Source organism: Streptomyces sp. Alt3 (assembly GCF_030719215.1).
In the GTDB taxonomy this organism is placed as follows: Bacteria; Actinomycetota; Actinomycetes; order Streptomycetales; family Streptomycetaceae; genus Streptomyces; species Streptomyces glycanivorans.
Genome location: NZ_CP120983.1, coordinates 3,291,863 through 3,307,738, shown reverse-complemented (window position 1 = coordinate 3,307,738; position 15,876 = coordinate 3,291,863). Strand labels below are relative to the sequence as shown.

Sequence of the window (15,876 nt, the reverse complement as noted above, 5' to 3'; positions counted from 1 at the left end):
ACGTGCCGGGTCCGCCGGAGGTGTCGCGGCGGGAGGCCGATGCCCCGGTGGCAGGATGCGGCGCCATGCAGCTAGTAAGACAAAAAGAAAAATTCCCCGTAAAGCGCCGGAGAACGGTCTGTGCGGTCCTGGCCGCCCTGATGGTCGGCGCGGTCGCCTCCGGGTGCGCCGACGGTGCGGACGAAGGGGCGGGCGGCCCTCGGGAGCCCGTCGCCGGTCAGCCGGGAGCCGCCGCCCAGAAGGGCGCCGCCGCCGAGGCCAAGGCCCAGCGGCTGAAGCGGGAACAGGCCGCCCGGGTCGCCGCCGCGAGGAAGTGGGGGCTGGCGAAGATGCCGCTCGCCGCTCCCGCGCCACCCGCCGTGAAGCCGCGCATCACGACCCGTGAGGGCTTCGAGGTGGAGGGCGGGGAGACGCTGCCGCCGGTCTTCACCACCGTGCCCACCAAGGAGCGGATCGTCTTCCTGACGATGGACGACGGGGCGGAGAAGGACCCCGAACTGCTGCGGATGATGACCGAGCTGAAGATCCCGTACAGCGCCTTCCTCAGCGACTACGTGGTGAGCGACGACTACGGCTACTTCAAGGACATGCAGGCCCGCGGTGTCACCCTCAACAACCACACGCTCAACCACCGTTACCTGCCGGGGCTTTCGAAGGAGGACCAGCGGCGGGAGATCTGCGGCGAGCAGGACAAGCTCGAGAAGTACTTCGGGAAGCGGCCCACGCTCTTCCGGCCGCCCTACGGCAACTACAACGGCGACACCCTGCGCGTCGCGCAGTCCTGCGGCATCAAGGCCGTGCCCCTGTGGGCGGCCGAGGCGTTCCCCGACCACATGGAGTGGCGCGAGTGGGACCAGGACCTGCACCCCGGCGACATCATCCTCACCCACTTCAGGGGCGAGGAGGACTGGAAGGGGTCCATGGCCGACATGATCCGCCGCGTCATGAGGACGGTCACGGACAAGGGGTACGCCGTGGCCAGGCTGGAGGACTACGTCTGACGGATCCGCGGCCGGCGCGGGTACGGACCTCATGACGGGGCGTCCGTCCTCCCGCGCCATCCGTCCTCCCCGTGATCTCCGCCGTGCGCACCCCGGAACACCGCGGCCCCTTCCCGCGTTGTCCGGGCGTACGGCGGTCCCCGCGACGCCACGCGAGGGTGGTGAATTGGCACTCCGCTTGACCGAGTGCTAATCGCGGTCATAGTCTCAGTGCTGGCACTCCCCGATGGAGAGTGCCAGCACAACTGCGCGACAGGGCAGGTCCGGCACCCGCGACGACGGATCGACCTGGTCGCCACCCACAGACTGTTAAACCCCGTGAGATCTCCGAAGGGGGAGACCGGATCGTGTCGACCACCAGCTCCAAGGTTGCGATCAAGCCGCTCGAGGACCGCATTGTGGTCCAGCCGCTCGACGCCGAGCAGACCACGGCTTCCGGCCTGGTCATTCCGGACACCGCCAAGGAGAAGCCCCAGGAGGGCGTCGTCCTGGCCGTGGGCCCGGGCCGCTTCGAGAACGGCGAGCGCCTTCCGCTCGACGTCAAGACCGGCGATGTCGTGCTGTACAGCAAGTACGGCGGCACCGAGGTGAAGTACAACGGCGAGGAGTACCTCGTCCTCTCGGCGCGCGACGTTCTCGCGATCGTCGAGAAGTAGTTCACCCACGTTTGCTTCTGTTCTGCGCCCCTGGCCCCCTGCGAAATAACTAGCCGGGCGGCGAGGGGCGCAGTTCGTTTGAGAGGACAGCTCAGCCCATGGCGAAGATTCTGAAGTTCGACGAGGACGCCCGTCGCGCCCTTGAGCGCGGCGTCAACAAGCTTGCCGACACGGTGAAGGTGACGATCGGTCCGAAGGGCCGCAACGTCGTCATCGACAAGAAGTTCGGCGCCCCCACCATCACCAACGACGGTGTCACCATCGCGCGCGAGGTCGAGCTCGACGACCCGTACGAGAACCTCGGTGCCCAGCTGGTGAAGGAGGTGGCGACCAAGACCAACGACGTAGCGGGTGACGGCACCACCACCGCCACCGTGCTCGCCCAGGCCCTCGTCCGCGAAGGCCTGCGCAACGTCGCCGCGGGCGCGTCCCCGGCAGCCCTGAAGAAGGGCATCGACGCCGCCGTGAAGGCCGTGTCCGAGGACCTCCTCGCGACCGCCCGCCCGATCGACGACAAGGCCGACATCGCCGCCGTGGCCGCGCTCTCCGCGCAGGACCCGCAGGTCGGCGAGCTCATCGCGGACGCGATGGACAAGGTCGGCAAGGACGGTGTCATCACCGTCGAGGAGTCCAACACCTTCGGTCTGGACCTCGAGTTCACCGAGGGCATGGCCTTCGACAAGGGTTACCTGTCCCCGTACATGGTGACCGACCAGGAGCGTATGGAGGCCGTCCTCGACGACCCGTACATCCTGATCCACCAGGGCAAGATCGGCTCCATCCAGGAGCTGCTCCCGCTCCTGGAGAAGGTCATCCAGGCCGGCGCCTCGAAGCCGCTGCTGATCATCGCCGAGGACGTCGAGGGCGAGGCGCTCTCCACCCTCGTCGTCAACAAGATCCGTGGCACCTTCAACGCCGTCGCGGTGAAGGCCCCCGGTTTCGGTGACCGCCGCAAGGCCATGCTCGGCGACATCGCCACCCTCACCGGTGCGACCGTCATCGCCGAGGAGGTCGGCCTCAAGCTCGACCAGGCCGGTCTGGACGTGCTGGGCACCGCCCGCCGCGTCACCGTCTCCAAGGACGACACGACCATCGTCGACGGCGGCGGCGACTCCGCCGACGTCAAGGGCCGCGTCAACCAGATCAAGGCCGAGATCGAGTCCACGGACTCCGACTGGGACCGCGAGAAGCTCCAGGAGCGCCTCGCGAAGCTGGCCGGTGGCGTGTGCGTGATCCGCGTCGGTGCCGCCACCGAGGTGGAGCTCAAGGAGAAGAAGCACCGTCTGGAGGACGCCATCTCCGCGACCCGCGCCGCGGTCGAGGAGGGCATCGTCTCCGGTGGTGGCTCCGCTCTGGTCCACGCCGTCAAGGTCCTCGAGGGCAACCTCGGCAAGACCGGCGACGAGGCCACGGGTGTCGCGGTCGTGCACCGTGCCGCCGTCGAGCCGCTCCGCTGGATCGCCGAGAACGCGGGCCTCGAGGGCTACGTCATCACCTCGAAGGTCGCCGAGCTCGACAAGGGTCAGGGCTTCAACGCCGCGACCGGTGAGTACGGCGACCTGGTGAAGGCCGGCGTCATCGACCCGGTCAAGGTCACCCGCTCCGCCCTGGAGAACGCCGCGTCCATCGCGTCGCTGCTCCTCACGACCGAGACCCTGGTCGTCGAGAAGCCGGCCGAGGAAGAGGCCGACGCCGGTCACGGCGGCCACGGCCACTCCCACTAGTACGGCTCCGTACGACACCGAGGCCCGGTACCCCCGTCGCGGGGGCACCGGGCCTCGGTGTCGGTGCGGGGCTACTCGGGGCCGTACGTCCGGCCCGCGCGGGAGGTGACTCCGCCCAGGAGGCTGCGGGGCGTCAGCTTCACCAGGCCCATCAGCGCCTTGTAGCGCGGGTCCGGGATCGACACGGACCTGCCCCGGGCCAGGTCCTCCAGGGCCGCGGCCACCAGCTTGTCCGCGTCGAGCCACATCCAGTCCGGGATGTTGCCCGTCCCCATTCCGGCCCGCTCGTGGAACTCGGTCCGTACGAATCCGGGGCACAGCGCCATCAGCCGCACCCCAGTACCCGCCAGGTCCTTCGCCGCACCCTGGGTGAACTGCACGACCCACGCCTTCGACGCCCCGTACGTCCCCCGCGGCAGGAAGGCCGCGACCGAGGCCACGTTGACCACGCCGCCGCGACCGCGTTCCCGCATCGAGCCCGCCGCTGCCGAGGTCAGCCGCAGCACGGCCTCGCAGTGGACCTTCAGCATCGTCAGCTCGTCGGCGACGGACACGTCCAGATAGCGGCCCTTGTTGCCGAAGCCGGCGTTGTTGACCAGCAGGTCGACCGGGCTCACACGGTCCGTCAGCCGCGCGGCGACCGCTTCGATGCCGGCATCCGTGGACAGGTCCGCCGTCAGCACCTCGGCCTCGATGCCGTGCCGGTCGTGCAGCTCCGTGGCCTGGACCCGCAGCCGCTCCGTGTCACGGGCCACCAGCACCAGATTGTGCCCGTCACCCGCGAGCCGCCGTGCGAAGGCGGCCCCGATCCCCGCCGTCGCGCCCGTAATCAGTGCAGTCGTCATAAGCGGCACGTTAGCCTCCGCCTGACAGGGGTCCCGACCCGCCTTCTCCTCCAGGCCGGAGCCACCGGGGACCGGGGGCCCGCCGCGGCCCGTCGGACCGTGTGCGCCGGACTCCGCGTCGGCGACCGCCCGCGGCGCGACCGCTCCGGGCGGAACCTCCTAGGAGGCGGGGCTCTGCTTCGCGATGTACGCCCGCGCCGCCCGGAGCGTCTCCGTGTGCAGCGCGTCCCCGGCGTCGAGCAGACGGGGCAGGAGCTCCCGCTCCGTGGTCGTGGCCCTGAACTCCAGCGCGGCGGTGATGTCGTGGTCGGGCACGTGCACCACCTCGACAGGGTCTCCGGAACGGATCGTGCCCGGCTCGACCACGCGGAGGTAAGCACCCGTGGCCCCCTCACGCGTGAACCGCTTCACCCAGCCCCGCTCGCCCAGATGGCCCGCGAACGTGCGGCACGGGATGCGGCCCGAGGTCACCTCGAGGACCAGCTCGTCGCCGATCCTCCAGCGCTCACCGATCCGCGCGTGGCTCACCGAGAGGCCGAGGGTCGTGAGGTTCTCGCCGAACGCGCCGTTGGGCAGGGGGCGGCCGAGCTGCTTCTCCCAGGCGTCGAGCTCCTCACGGGCGTACGCGTACACCGCCTGGTCGGTCCCGCCGTGGTGCCGGAGGTCGCACACCGCGTCACCGGCCAGGCCGCTGCCCCCGCTGCCCTTGGGGCCGGGGTCGGTCACCCTCACCGGGACGTCGGACGGCTGCTTGCCGATCCCGGTGAGGCCGTCGGTCGCGTCGGAGTGCGCGGAGGGAGTGGGACGGCCGAGATTCACGGTGAGCACCTTCATAACCCGACAGGTTAGCCGTGAGGCCCTCAAAGTCGCTGACGATAAATCGACTGATTCTGCAAGAGTCCCTTATGGTTGAAGGGTGATCGAAGCCCGTCATCTCCGTGTCCTGCGCGCCGTCGCCACCACCGGCTCGTTCTCCGCCGCCGCGCGGGAGCTGGGCTGCACCCAGCCTGCCGTCAGCCAGCAGATGAAGGCCCTGGAGACCTCCGCGGGCACGCCGCTGCTGATCCGCACGGGGCGCGAGATGCGTCTCACCCAGGCCGGTGAGGCGCTGGTGCGCCATGCCTCCGGCATCCTCGCCGGGCTGACCGCCGCCGAGGAGGAGGTCGCCGCGATCGCCGGACTGCGGGCCGGCCGGGTCCGGCTCGTGTCGTTCCCCAGCGGAAGCTCCACCCTGGTCCCCGGCGCCCTCGCCGCCCTGCGCGCCGCGCATCCCGGCACCCAGGTCTCGCTCGTCGAGGCGGAGCCGCCCCGCTCGGTGGAGATGCTGCGCGACGGTGACTGCGACATCGCGCTCGCGTTCCGCTACGGCACGGCCACCGGTGAATGGGACGACCTGGTCGTGCGTCCGCTGCTCAAGGACCGGCTGATCGGCCTGGTGCCGGAAGGGCACCGGCTCGCGGGGGCGGACGCGGTGGGCATCGGCGAGCTCGCCGACGAGCCGTGGATCGCCGGATGCCCGCGTTGCAGGCGCCAGCTGGTGGAGGTCTGCGAGACCTCCGGCTTCACCCCCAGGATCGACTTCGCCACCGACGACTACCCGGCGGTGATCGGCCTCGTCGGGGCGGGTCTCGGAGTCGCCGTCCTGCCCGGGCTCGCCCTGGAGTCGGTACGGCCCAAGGGGGCACGGAGCGTGACGGTGGAGCCTGCCGTGGAGCGGGAGATCGTCGCCCTCACCCTGCCCGACCTCGCCCGTGTGCCGGCGGTGGCGGCGACCCTGGACCAGCTGTCCCTGGCGGCGGCACGCTGACCGGCCCGGTCCGCCGCACCCGGTCCAGCGGGTCCGACGGCGGGCGCGCCCGGTCGGGCGGCGGGCGCCCAGCCGGAGGAAACGTTTCTGCGTTCGATGGTCCGTGCGGTGTGTCAGGTGCGGCCGGGCTCCGGCGGCGGACCTGAGTGGGCGGAGATCAGCCTGTTGCGGGCGCGGCCCATGAGCTCCTCGCGCTCGTCCTCGGTCAGACCGCCCCAGACGCCGTAGGGCTCGCGCACCGCGAGTGCGTGCGCAGCGCACTCGGCGCGCACCGGGCAGCGCATGCAGACCTCCTTCGCCGAGGTCTCACGGGCGCTCCTGGCCGCTCCACGTTCTCCTTCGGGGTGGAAGAACAGCGAACTGTCGACCCCGCGGCAGGCGGCCAGCAGCTGCCAGTCCCACAAGTCCGCGTTGGGTCCTGGAAGGCGGGAGAAATCTGCCATTGCGTGTCCCCTCGAAACCTTGCTGGTTCGGAAACGGCGTCCTCGACCGTTGTCGCTCGTCTCTTGCTCGACGGTGACCGGAGTCCCGACGGTACATCTACGGTCTTAGTAGATGTAAATATGACTGATTGCGAATCTAGCCATAGACGCCAGCAAAAGGGAAGAAAACCCGCTAAATGGGGCAGGTCGCCGGGTGGAAGATCGATTGACGGGTGAATGACTCCGTGTCGCTCTCCTCCGTGTGCGACCCCTCACTTAGAGTGCCGAACCGGATGCTTTGGCCCGTAACTCTTTCGAGTGACCGTCGTTGATGAGGGGGAGGCGGTTGACGGAGAACGAGCTCGGGCACATGTCCGAGGGGGTCAACCGCACAGGTGACGACTTGTACCAGCCTGGAGGCTCAAGGTGACGCGCATCAGCTGCGGAGGACGGTCATGACATCCGTCCTCGTCTGCGACGACTCCCCGCTTGCCCGAGAAGCGCTCCGCCGCGCGGTTGCGACCGTGCCCGGCGTCGAGCGTGTGACCACAGCGGCGAACGGGGAGGAAGTCCTCCGCCGCTGGGGAGCCGATCGTTCGGATCTGATTCTGATGGACGTACGCATGCCCGGTCTCGGGGGTGTGGAGACGGTCCGGCGGCTGCTCTCGGCGGACCCCGGGGCCAGGATCATCATGCTGACCGTCGCCGAGGATCTCGACGGTGTCGCACTCGCGGTCGCCGCCGGAGCCCGCGGCTACCTGCACAAGGACGCCTCGCGTGCCGAACTGCGCGCGACCGTGACCCAGGCGCTCGCCGATCCGACCTGGCGGCTCGCCCCGCGCCGGCTGCGGTCCGCGGAGATGGGCGCGGCGCCGACGCTCACGGCCCGGGAGATCCAGGTGCTCGAAGGCATGAGCCACGGCCGGTCCAACGCGGAGATCGGACGCGAGCTGTTCCTCTCCGAGGACACGGTGAAGACGCACGCGCGGCGGCTGTTCAAGAAGCTCGGTGCCTCGGACCGCGCGCACGCCGTCGCGCTCGGATTCCGCTGGGGCCTGGTCCGCTGATGCCGCGGCGTGGCCGGTGACCGTGTGATCCCGTCCGCGCGTCGGCGGACGGGGCGACGGTGGTGGCGGACCTGCGGCCGGGCCGTTCCCACCAGCGCTGTGTGACGCTTTCCGGCCGATGCCGCATCCTTGGGGTTGTGGAGTTCCTAGGGGAACATTCGGTCGAGCGGAAGGGGAGGGCGCAGGACATGACATCCGGCGCACCCGCTCAGAACGCTGGAGCACTCACTCACCACGCCGAGGACGAACCGGTCGACGCGTCCACCGACCGTGCCGGCACGTCCGCCGGCGGTGGGGACGCAGCCGCTGATAACGCTTCGGTGCACAACTCGGGACGCGATGCCTCGGATCGGACGCCGTCAAGGCACCATGGTCCGATGCGTGAGGACGGGACGACGGTGATCGGTGCTCTGGTGCACCGTGCCGTCGACGGCGACGCGCAGGCCACCCATGATCTGCTGGCGCACGTCCACCCCCTCGCCCTGCGTTACTGCAGGTCCCGGCTCAACCGGCTTCCCGGTGATGCCCGTCACTTCGTCGAGGACCTCGCGCAGGAGGTCTGCGTGGCCGTACTCATGGCGCTGCCGAGGTACAAGGACACCGGCAGGCCCTTCGAAGCCTTCGTCTTCGCCATCGCGGGCCACAAGGTCGCCGACCTCCAGCGTGCCGCGATGCGGCACCCCGGTTCGACGGCCGTGCCCTCGGACGAGATGCCGGAGCGGCCCGACGACTCGCTCGGCCCCGAGGAGCGGGCCCTGCTCAGCAGCGACGCCGCCTGGGCGAAGAAGCTCCTCGCCAACCTGCCGGAGAACCAGCGCGAACTGCTCGTCCTGCGGGTCGCGGTCGGTCTGACCGCCGAGGAGACCGGGCAGATGCTCGGAATGTCCCCAGGTGCCGTCCGGGTCGCCCAGCACCGGGCGCTGAGCAGACTGCGCGCCCTCGCGGGCCAGTAGAGGCCGGTTCCGGGAACTCCGGCGGGTGTGGAGGATGCCACAGAACCGGTAGGTGATCTTGATCGTGGAATGAGACACCTCGCGAGGCCGTTAGCATGGACATCCGCACCGATCAAGGCCATTTGGGGAAGGTGTCATGACTGCAAACGTCGACGGAGTGCCTGAGAAGTTCGCAACGCTCGGGCTGACATACGACGACGTGCTGCTGCTGCCGGGCGCGTCCGAGGTCCTGCCCAACGCGGTCGACACCTCGTCCCTCATCTCGCGCAACGTACGGGTGAACATCCCCCTGCTGTCCGCCGCCATGGACAAGGTGACCGAAGCCCGGATGGCCATCGCCATGGCCCGCCAGGGCGGCGTCGGCGTGCTGCACCGCAACCTCTCGATCGAGGACCAGGTGAACCAGGTCGACCTGGTCAAGCGGTCCGAGTCGGGCATGGTCACCGACCCGATCACCGTCCACCCGGACGCCACGCTCGGCGAGGCGGACGCGCTCTGCGCGAAGTTCCGCATCAGCGGAGTGCCGGTCACCGACCCCGCGGGCAAGCTCCTGGGCATCGTGACCAACCGTGACATGGCCTTCGAGTCGGACCGGTCGCGCCAGGTGCGCGAGGTCATGACGCCGATGCCGCTCGTCACCGGGCGGGTCGGCATCTCCGGCGTGGAGGCGATGGAGCTGCTGCGCCGCCACAAGATCGAGAAGCTGCCGCTGGTCGACGACTCGGGCGTCCTCAAGGGCCTGATCACCGTCAAGGACTTCAAGAAGGCCGAGCAGTACCCGAACGCCGCCAAGGACGCCGAAGGCCGACTGCTGGTCGGCGCGGCCGTCGGAGCCAGCCCCGAGGCGCTGGACCGTGCGCAGGCGCTCGCCTCCGCGGGGGTCGACTTCCTGATCGTCGACACCTCCCACGGGCACAACAGCAACGCCCTCGACTGGATGGCGAAGATCAAGTCGAGCGTCGGCATCGACGTCATCGGCGGAAACGTCGCCACCCGCGACGGCGCCCAGGCGCTGATCGACGCCGGTGTCGACGGCGTGAAGGTCGGCGTCGGACCCGGCTCGATCTGTACCACCCGCGTGGTCGCCGGTATCGGGGTTCCCCAGGTCACCGCGATCTACGAGGCGGCCCTCGCCGCCCGTGCCGCGGGCGTCCCCGTGATCGGCGACGGCGGCCTCCAGTACTCCGGCGACATCGGCAAGGCGCTGTCCGCCGGCGCGGACAGCGTGATGCTGGGCAGCCTCCTCGCGGGCTGCGAGGAGTCCCCGGGCGAGCTGATGTTCATCAACGGCAAGCAGTTCAAGTCGTACCGCGGCATGGGCTCGCTGGGCGCCATGCAGTCCCGCGGCCAGGGACGGTCCTACTCCAAGGATCGTTACTTCCAGGCCGAGGTCTCCTCGGACGACAAGCTCGTGCCCGAGGGCATCGAGGGCCAGGTGCCCTACCGTGGCCCGCTGGCCAACGTCCTCCACCAGCTCGTCGGCGGCCTCCGCCAGACCATGGGCTACGTCGGCGCCGCGACCGTCGACGAGATGGAGAGCAAGGGCCGCTTCGTCCGGATCACCTCGGCGGGCCTCAAGGAGAGCCACCCGCACGACATCCAGATGACGGTCGAGGCACCGAACTACAGCAGGAAGTAAGACATCAGCGCAGGTGAGGGGCGGACCGGTGTTCCCGGGACCGCCCCTCACGTGTGCGTCGGGGATACTGGTCAGCGCAGACGTAGAGGAAAGGCCACACCATCGTGACTGAGATCGAGATCGGGCGCGGCAAGCGCGGCCGCAGGGCATACGCGTTCGACGACATCGCTGTCGTGCCGAGCCGGCGCACCCGTGACCCGAAGGAGGTCTCGATCGCCTGGCAGATCGACGCCTACCGTTTCGAGCTGCCGTTCCTGGCCGCGCCCATGGACTCGGTGGTCTCCCCGCAGACCGCCATCCGCATCGGTGAGCTGGGCGGCCTCGGTGTCCTCAACCTCGAGGGGCTGTGGACCCGGCACGCCGACCCGCAGGCGCTCCTCGACGAGATCGCCGAGATGCCGGTCGAGACCGCCACCCCGCGGCTCCAGGAGATCTACTCCGCCCCCATCCAGGAGGAGCTGATCGGGCAGCGCATCAAGGAGGTGCGCGACTCCGGTGTCGTCACCGCCGCGGCGCTCTCCCCGCAGCGCACCGCGCAGTTCTCCAAGGCCGTCGTCGACGCGGGCGTGGACATCTTCGTCATCCGCGGTACGACGGTCTCGGCCGAGCACGTCTCCGGCGCCGCCGAACCGCTCAACCTGAAGCAGTTCATCTACGAGCTGGACGTCCCGGTCATCGTCGGCGGCTGTGCCACGTACACCGCCGCCCTGCACCTGATGCGCACCGGCGCGGCCGGTGTCCTCGTCGGCTTCGGCGGTGGCGCCGCGCACACCACGCGCAACGTCTTCGGCATCCAGGTCCCGATGGCGACCGCGGTCGCCGATGTGGCCGGGGCCCGCCGCGACTACATGGACGAGTCCGGCGGCCGGTACGTGCACGTCATCGCGGACGGCGGCGTCGGCTGGTCCGGCGACCTCCCCAAGGCGATCGCCTGCGGTGCGGACGCCGTGATGATGGGTTCCCCGCTGGCCCGTGCCACGGACGCGCCCGGCCGCGGCCGGCACTGGGGCATGGAGGCAGTCCACGAGGACGTGCCGCGCGGCAAGCTGGTCGACCTCGGCTCCGTCGGCACGACCGAGGAGGTCCTGACCGGCCCGTCGCACACGCCCGACGGCTCGATGAACATCTTCGGCGCGCTGCGTCGGGCGATGGCCACCACGGGCTACAGCGACCTGAAGGAGTTCCAGCGCGTCGAGGTGACGGTGGCGGACTCGCAGCACCGCCGCTGATCTCCCGCACGACACGCGCGACGGCCCGGACCTTCGAGGTCCGGGCCGTCGCGCGTGCCGCTCAGCTGGTCAGGCTGCCTTCCTGGCGCCACCGAAGGCGGCGACCGGACCCAGGAGGAGGAAGAGGTACGTCATGAAGTCGGACTCCTGCTTCCAGACGTCCACGACGTCGCCGAAGTGCTCGAAGAAGACCTCGGAGAACCCGACGCCCAGGCCGTCCGCGAGGATCATCGACATGGCGACGAGCTGACCGAGGAAGACGGCGCCCAGGGAGAAGACGGCACTGGCCGCGCCGATGGCCGGGAGGGGACCGCCGACCTTGCTCGCCGCGAAACCGACCAGGAAGCCGACACCGATGGCCGCGTAACCGACCTCGCGCTCGATGGAGCCGGCTATGACGCCGTACAGGATCGCCGCGACGATCGCCGTACCGAGCGCGGTCAGCACGCCCAGGCCCACGTTGCCGCGCGGGGCCGGAGGGAAGCCGCCGCCGAACTGGCCGGGCTGCTGGCCGGCGAACGGGTTGCCCGTAGGCGCACCGGGCTGCTGTCCCGCGAACGGGTTGCCCGTCGGCGCACCGGGCTGCTGCTGGCCGGCGTAGGGGTTGCCGGGCGCGGGCTGCTGTCCCGCGTACGGGTTGCCGTCGGCCGGCTGGCCGCCGTGGGGCTGCTGCGGCGGGTTCGGTGGCTGTACGGGCTGGCTCATACGGGTGTTCCCCCTGGGACGGTGCGCACGGCTGTGCGAGAAGTGACGCCGCAGGCTAGCAGCCCGCACCGACACGGCCCACCGGGAATTCCGGCGGGCCCGTCCCCAGGACGCTCACAGCCGGTGGGCGGCCCCCGCCGGGGTGGCTCCCCGGGTGTCCAGGAGGAGCTGGGCCTTCACCGCCAACCCCTGGAGGTCGTACGTGCGGTGGTGTTGCAGAAGCACCGTCAGGTCGGCCCTCGCTGCGGCCTCGTAGAGCGAGTCGGCGCGCGGCACGGGCAGGTCACGCACCCGCCAGTCCAGGACGTGGGGATCGTGGTAGCCGATCTGGGCGCCCATGTCCATCAGCCGGGTCGCGATCTCGCGGGCCGGTGAGGACTCCTGGTCGGCGAGGTCCGGCTTGTACGTGACGCCGAGCAGCAGGACCCGGGCGCCCCGGACGGACTTGCCGTGCTCGTTCAGCAGGGTCGCGCAGCGCTGGATCACATAGCTCGGCATCCGGTCGTTGATCTCCTTGGCGAGCGAGACCATGCGCAGGGGGTGCCCGGGGGTACGGCTGTTGTACGGGAAGTGTCCGGGGTCGACCGCCACGCCGTGGCCCCCGACCCCGGGGCCGGGGCGGAAGGGCTCGAAGCCGAACGGCTTGGTCTCCGCGCACCTGATGACGTCCCAGAGGTCGACACCGAGGTCGTGGCAGAGCTCCGCCATCTCGTTGACCAGCGCGATGTTGACGTGCCGGAAGTTGGTTTCGAGGACCTTCGTCATCTCCGCCTCGCGCGGCCCGCGGGCCCTGACCACCTTGTCGGTGAGCCGTCCGTAGAAGGCGGCGGCGGACTCGGTGCACGCGGGGGTGAGGCCGCCGATGACCTTCGGGGTGTTGCCGTAGACGTGGACGCGGTTGCCGGGGTCGAGGCGGCCGGGGGAGTGGGCGAGGTGGAAGTCCCGTCCGGCGCGCAGCCCGGACCCTTCCTCCAGCAGGGGGCGTACGACGTTCTCGGTGGTCCCCGGCGGCACCGCCGACTCCACCAGGACGGTGGTGTGCGGCCGCAGCCGCGCGGCGAGCGCGCGGGCCGCGTCGGTCACCGCGCCGAGGTCGAGGGTGCGGTCCGGCCCGAGGGGCGTGGGTGCGCAGATCGCGGCGGTGCGTACGCGGCCCAGTTCGGCCGGATCGGCGGTGGGCCGGAAACCGCCCGAGAGCATCCGGCGGATGTCGGACGCGCTGAGAGATCCCTCGACCGGAGTACGGCCCGCCGAGAGTTCGGCGTAAGGACGTGGGTCGGTGTCGTAGCCGACGGTGTCGATTCCCACGCCGACGGCTGCTTGGGCGAGAGGCAGGCCGAGGTGACCGAGTCCGATGACGGCGAGGTCTGCGGGCATGTGGGCCGTCCTTCCCTAAGGCCAAGAGACAGAAAGTGCAACTGCTGTGGACAGCGCTATGTCAGACTAGGCGTAAATATGACCTATATGTCGCATTCTGTGACTCTTGTGGGGCGGGTGTTGTCCACAGGCGGTGGCTGAAGTCGTGGACCGCGGACAGAATCGAGAGGTGGGCACGGGCCGCCCGGCCCTCCGGCCGGTCCCCGAACCCGTGCCGTACCACCCCCGATGCACCGGGACTACCGGGAGGCAGCAGTGAGGACAGCGACACTGGGACCCGCGGAGCGCACCGAGGCGCTGACCGCGATGGCCGAGCGCGAACTGGACGTGCTGGTCGTGGGAGCGGGCGTGGTAGGCGCCGGGACCGTGCTGGACGCGGCCACCAGAGGACTCTCCACCGGACTGGTCGAGGCACGCGACTGGGCGTCCGGCACGTCCAGCAGGTCGAGCAAGCTGATCCACGGCGGCCTGCGGTATCTGGAGATGCTGGACTTCGCGCTCGTGCGGGAGGCGCTGAAGGAGCGCGGGCTGCTCCTGGAGCGGCTCGCGCCACACCTGGTCAAGCCCGTTCCCTTCCTCTATCCCTTGCAGCACAAGGGCTGGGAGCGTCTGTACGCCGGCTCGGGCGTCGCGTTGTACGACGCGATGTCGGTGTCCTCGGGCCACGGCCGCGGGCTGCCCGTGCACCGGCACCTCTCGCGCCGTCACGCGCTGCGGGTCGCTCCTGCCCTGCGTAAGGACGCCCTGGTCGGAGCCCTGCAGTACTACGACGCCCAGATGGACGACGCGCGGTTCGTCGCGACCCTCGTGCGCACCGCCGCGGGCTACGGCGCGCACGTGGCGAACGGCGCGCGGGTGACCGGCTTCCTGCGGGAGGGTGAGCGGGTCGTCGGCGCGCGGGTGCAGGACGTCGAGGGCGGCGCCGAGTACGAGATCCGGGCCAAGCAGGTCGTCAACGCGACCGGCGTGTGGACCGACGACACCCAGGCCCTCATCGGCGAGCGCGGGCAGTTCCACGTCCGGGCGTCGAAGGGCATCCACCTCGTCGTGCCCAAGGACCGCATCCACTCCACGACCGGACTCATCCTGCGGACCGAGAAGTCCGTGCTCTTCGTGATCCCGTGGGGGCGGCACTGGATCATCGGTACGACCGACACCGACTGGGACCTGGACAAGGCCCACCCGGCGGCCTCCAGCGCCGACATCGACTATCTGCTCGAACACGTGAACTCGGTCCTGAACACCCCGTTGGGCAGGGACGACGTCGAGGGCGTCTACGCCGGGCTCCGGCCCCTGCTGGCCGGCGAGTCGGACGCCACCAGCAAGCTCTCGCGTGAACACACGGTGGCCCATCCGGCGCCGGGCCTCGTCGTCGTGGCGGGCGGGAAGTACACGACGTACCGGGTGATGGCGAAGGACGCCGTCGACGAGGCGGTGCACGCGCTCGACCAGCGGGTGGCGGACTGCGTCACCGAGGACATCCCGCTGCTGGGGGCCGAGGGCTACCGCGCCCTGTGGAACGCCCGCGCCAGGATCGCCGCCCGCACCGGGCTGCATGTCGTCCGGGTGGAGCACCTGCTCAACCGCTACGGCTCGATGACGGAGGAACTCCTGGAACTCGTGAAGGGCGACTCCACGCTGGGAGAGCCGCTCGCGGGCGCCGAGGACTACCTGCGAGCCGAAGTCGTGTACGCCGCCTCGCACGAGGGCGCCCGCCACCTCGACGACGTCCTGACCCGGCGCACCCGGATCTCCATCGAGACCTTCGACCGGGGCACCCGCTGTGCCCGCGAGTGCGCGGACCTGATGGCGCCGGTGCTCGGCTGGGACACCGACCGGATCGAACGGGAGGTGGAGCACTACCGCAAGCGGGTGGAAGCGGAACGCGAGTCCCAGCGGCAGCCCGACGACCTGACGGCCGACGCGGCACGGCTGGGGGCGCCGGACATCGTGCCGCGCTGAGGCGGGCGCGGCCGGGCCGGACTCCGTGCCGTGCCGCAGCGGGTTCCGCAGCGCCGGACATCGTGCCGCGCCGAGGCACGGGCCCCCGTCGGCCCCTGGGTGGGCCCGCGGGGGAACTCCGCCTCCAGCGGGCCCGCTTCGGGGCACCGGCGGGCCGCCCTCCGGCCCGCCGTCCGGGCCGGGGCGGAGGACGACCACCGCGACCGACGTCCTGGTGACGCCCGCCGCCCGGAAGCGGTTGCGCGCCCCGATGCCGCGGCCCGCGGAGGCGCCCGACTCCCCGCCAGGGAGGGCGCCGTCATGCACCGGAACGGTCGCGGCGAGGGCTCGGCCCTCGACGGCGGGCCGGGGGAGGTAGGACGATGCACCCGAGTGTGGTTCGCTGGGCGGGCTCGCGGATCCCACCTCGAGCGGATCCGGTACCGGCGGGGCGGCGGGCAGGCCCCCGGACATCGGCATGGCAGGGGGTTCGTTCCTCCGGCCGCATCA

At 70.6% G+C, this 15,876-nt stretch carries 14 protein-coding genes; 9 read left to right on the top strand and 5 right to left on the bottom strand.

Going from position 1 to position 15,876, the window contains the following annotated elements; all coding sequences use genetic code 11:
• Nucleotides 1-65: 65 nt before the first annotated feature.
• The 3 genes from P8A20_RS14085 to groL all read left to right on the top strand — a co-directional run bounded on the left by P8A20_RS14085 (nt 66) and on the right by groL (nt 3,381).
• Nucleotides 66-1,001 (top strand): polysaccharide deacetylase family protein, encoded by a 936-nt coding sequence (locus P8A20_RS14085; RefSeq protein ID WP_147959101.1) that lies wholly within the window; start codon nt 66-68, stop codon nt 999-1,001.
• 347 nt (nt 1,002-1,348) lie between these two features.
• The gene (gene groES / locus P8A20_RS14080) at nt 1,349-1,657 is read left to right on the top strand and encodes a co-chaperone GroES (protein WP_003966899.1); all 309 of its coding nucleotides are present in this window, start codon (nt 1,349-1,351) and stop codon (nt 1,655-1,657) included.
• 98 nt (nt 1,658-1,755) lie between these two features.
• Nucleotides 1,756-3,381: a chaperonin GroEL gene (gene groL / locus P8A20_RS14075; protein ID WP_306103610.1), complete on the top strand. Its 1,626-nt coding sequence runs from the start codon at nt 1,756-1,758 to the stop codon at nt 3,379-3,381.
• A 71-nt stretch (nt 3,382-3,452) separates the two neighbouring features.
• Here groL and P8A20_RS14070 read toward each other — a convergent pair whose 3' ends face one another.
• Together P8A20_RS14070 and P8A20_RS14065 are read right to left on the bottom strand one after the other, a co-directional pair.
• On the bottom strand, nt 3,453-4,226 hold the full coding sequence (locus P8A20_RS14070; RefSeq protein ID WP_147959102.1) for an SDR family NAD(P)-dependent oxidoreductase: 774 nt from the start codon (nt 4,224-4,226) through the stop codon (nt 3,453-3,455).
• 159 nt (nt 4,227-4,385) lie between these two features.
• Nucleotides 4,386-5,060, bottom strand: coding sequence for an MOSC domain-containing protein (locus tag P8A20_RS14065; RefSeq protein ID WP_306103609.1), 675 nt, complete (start codon nt 5,058-5,060; stop codon nt 4,386-4,388).
• A gap of 82 nt (nt 5,061-5,142) precedes the next feature.
• On the opposite strand from P8A20_RS14065, the gene P8A20_RS14060 reads away from it, so the two are divergent.
• Entirely contained in the window at nt 5,143-6,033 is an 891-nt protein-coding gene (locus P8A20_RS14060) for a LysR family transcriptional regulator (protein ID WP_147959104.1), read from the top strand.
• A gap of 113 nt (nt 6,034-6,146) precedes the next feature.
• Here the strand turns inward: P8A20_RS14060 and P8A20_RS14055 are convergent, their stop codons facing one another.
• Nucleotides 6,147-6,476 (bottom strand): WhiB family transcriptional regulator, encoded by a 330-nt coding sequence (locus P8A20_RS14055; protein WP_147959105.1) that lies wholly within the window; start codon nt 6,474-6,476, stop codon nt 6,147-6,149.
• A 434-nt stretch (nt 6,477-6,910) separates the two neighbouring features.
• Here P8A20_RS14055 and P8A20_RS14050 point away from each other — a divergent pair, with 434 nt between their 5' ends.
• The 4 genes from P8A20_RS14050 (at nt 6,911) to P8A20_RS14035 (ending at nt 11,343) form a co-directional block, all read left to right on the top strand.
• Nucleotides 6,911-7,522, top strand: a complete 612-nt coding sequence (locus P8A20_RS14050) for a response regulator transcription factor (protein ID WP_003948568.1) — start codon at nt 6,911-6,913, stop codon at nt 7,520-7,522.
• Between the two features lie 377 nt (nt 7,523-7,899).
• Complete coding sequence (locus P8A20_RS14045; protein ID WP_030123887.1) at nt 7,900-8,475, top strand: sigma-70 family RNA polymerase sigma factor; 576 nt, start codon at nt 7,900-7,902, stop codon at nt 8,473-8,475.
• Between the two features lie 136 nt (nt 8,476-8,611).
• On the top strand, nt 8,612-10,114 hold the full coding sequence (gene guaB, locus P8A20_RS14040; RefSeq protein WP_147959106.1) for an IMP dehydrogenase: 1,503 nt from the start codon (nt 8,612-8,614) through the stop codon (nt 10,112-10,114).
• A 104-nt stretch (nt 10,115-10,218) separates the two neighbouring features.
• Entirely contained in the window at nt 10,219-11,343 is a 1,125-nt protein-coding gene (locus P8A20_RS14035; RefSeq protein ID WP_015578403.1) for a GuaB3 family IMP dehydrogenase-related protein, read from the top strand.
• 69 nt (nt 11,344-11,412) lie between these two features.
• Here P8A20_RS14035 and P8A20_RS14030 read toward each other — a convergent pair whose 3' ends face one another.
• Nucleotides 11,413-12,048 carry a hypothetical protein gene (locus P8A20_RS14030; protein WP_306103608.1) on the bottom strand — a complete coding sequence of 212 codons (636 nt, stop codon included), beginning with the start codon at nt 12,046-12,048 and terminating at the stop codon, nt 11,413-11,415.
• Nucleotides 12,049-12,162: 114 nt separating this feature from the next.
• Nucleotides 12,163-13,425, bottom strand: a complete 1,263-nt coding sequence (locus tag P8A20_RS14025; protein WP_147959108.1) for a nucleotide sugar dehydrogenase — start codon at nt 13,423-13,425, stop codon at nt 12,163-12,165.
• Between the two features lie 255 nt (nt 13,426-13,680).
• On the opposite strand from P8A20_RS14025, the gene P8A20_RS14020 reads away from it, so the two are divergent.
• Nucleotides 13,681-15,387 carry a glycerol-3-phosphate dehydrogenase/oxidase gene (locus tag P8A20_RS14020; protein WP_147959109.1) on the top strand — a complete coding sequence of 569 codons (1,707 nt, stop codon included), beginning with the start codon at nt 13,681-13,683 and terminating at the stop codon, nt 15,385-15,387.
• Nucleotides 15,388-15,876: the final 489 nt, after the last annotated feature.

Coding starts and splice junctions, on each gene's coding strand:
- P8A20_RS14085 (WP_147959101.1), top strand. CDS start 66: ATGCAGCTAGTAAGACAAAAAGAAAAATTCCCCGTAAAGCGCCGGAGA.
- groL (WP_306103610.1), top strand. CDS start 1,756: ATGGCGAAGATTCTGAAGTTCGACGAGGACGCCCGTCGCGCCCTTGAG.
- P8A20_RS14070 (WP_147959102.1), bottom strand. CDS start 4,226: ATGACGACTGCACTGATTACGGGCGCGACGGCGGGGATCGGGGCCGCC.
- P8A20_RS14065 (WP_306103609.1), bottom strand. CDS start 5,060: ATGAAGGTGCTCACCGTGAATCTCGGCCGTCCCACTCCCTCCGCGCAC.
- P8A20_RS14055 (WP_147959105.1), bottom strand. CDS start 6,476: ATGGCAGATTTCTCCCGCCTTCCAGGACCCAACGCGGACTTGTGGGAC.
- P8A20_RS14050 (WP_003948568.1), top strand. CDS start 6,911: ATGACATCCGTCCTCGTCTGCGACGACTCCCCGCTTGCCCGAGAAGCG.
- P8A20_RS14045 (WP_030123887.1), top strand. CDS start 7,900: ATGCGTGAGGACGGGACGACGGTGATCGGTGCTCTGGTGCACCGTGCC.
- guaB (WP_147959106.1), top strand. CDS start 8,612: ATGACTGCAAACGTCGACGGAGTGCCTGAGAAGTTCGCAACGCTCGGG.
- P8A20_RS14030 (WP_306103608.1), bottom strand. CDS start 12,048: ATGAGCCAGCCCGTACAGCCACCGAACCCGCCGCAGCAGCCCCACGGC.
- P8A20_RS14025 (WP_147959108.1), bottom strand. CDS start 13,425: ATGCCCGCAGACCTCGCCGTCATCGGACTCGGTCACCTCGGCCTGCCT.